Source organism: Oscillibacter sp. UBA6647, assembly GCA_002455655.1.
Lineage (GTDB): Bacteria > Bacillota > Clostridia > Oscillospirales > Oscillospiraceae > Oscillibacter.
In genome coordinates this window covers 18,660-19,045 of record DKLF01000099.1, presented here as the reverse complement: position 1 = coordinate 19,045, position 386 = coordinate 18,660, and the positions used below count along the sequence as shown (strand labels likewise).

Sequence of the window (386 nt, the reverse complement as noted above, 5' to 3'; positions counted from 1 at the left end):
CGTTTTCCCCCGTTTCTGCGCCGATATCCGGCGTTTCATTTTTTTTAGATTCTCCTGCGTCGGAAAGGATTCCCATCGCCGCGCCGTTGACCAGGCGGTCCGCCTGCCGGACCAAATCCTCTCTGGGCAAAACCATGTCCTGATCGAACCACGTCTTGATCAGGCCAATCAGCCCGTACCCGATAAAGCTGATCAGAAAATCCATCTGCGCGGAAGACGCTGTGTGAAACTTTGCCCGCACAAGGCTCACGCCGTTGCGGTGAATCAGCTCCTGAAGCCTGTCGGTAAAATTGCTGGTGGAATTATTGGCAAACAGCGCCTCAAATTCCGGGCGATGCTTCACAATGTAGTCCAAAATCGGTTTAAACACCGGGCGCAGAGAACCG

At 53.9% G+C, this 386-nt stretch carries 1 protein-coding gene; it reads right to left on the bottom strand.

From position 1 onward, the window contains the following. Window positions 1–386, bottom strand: a 386-nt coding sequence (locus B2W96_RS07620; RefSeq protein ID WP_293009690.1) for a TetR-like C-terminal domain-containing protein, incomplete at both ends; no start/stop codon positions are given.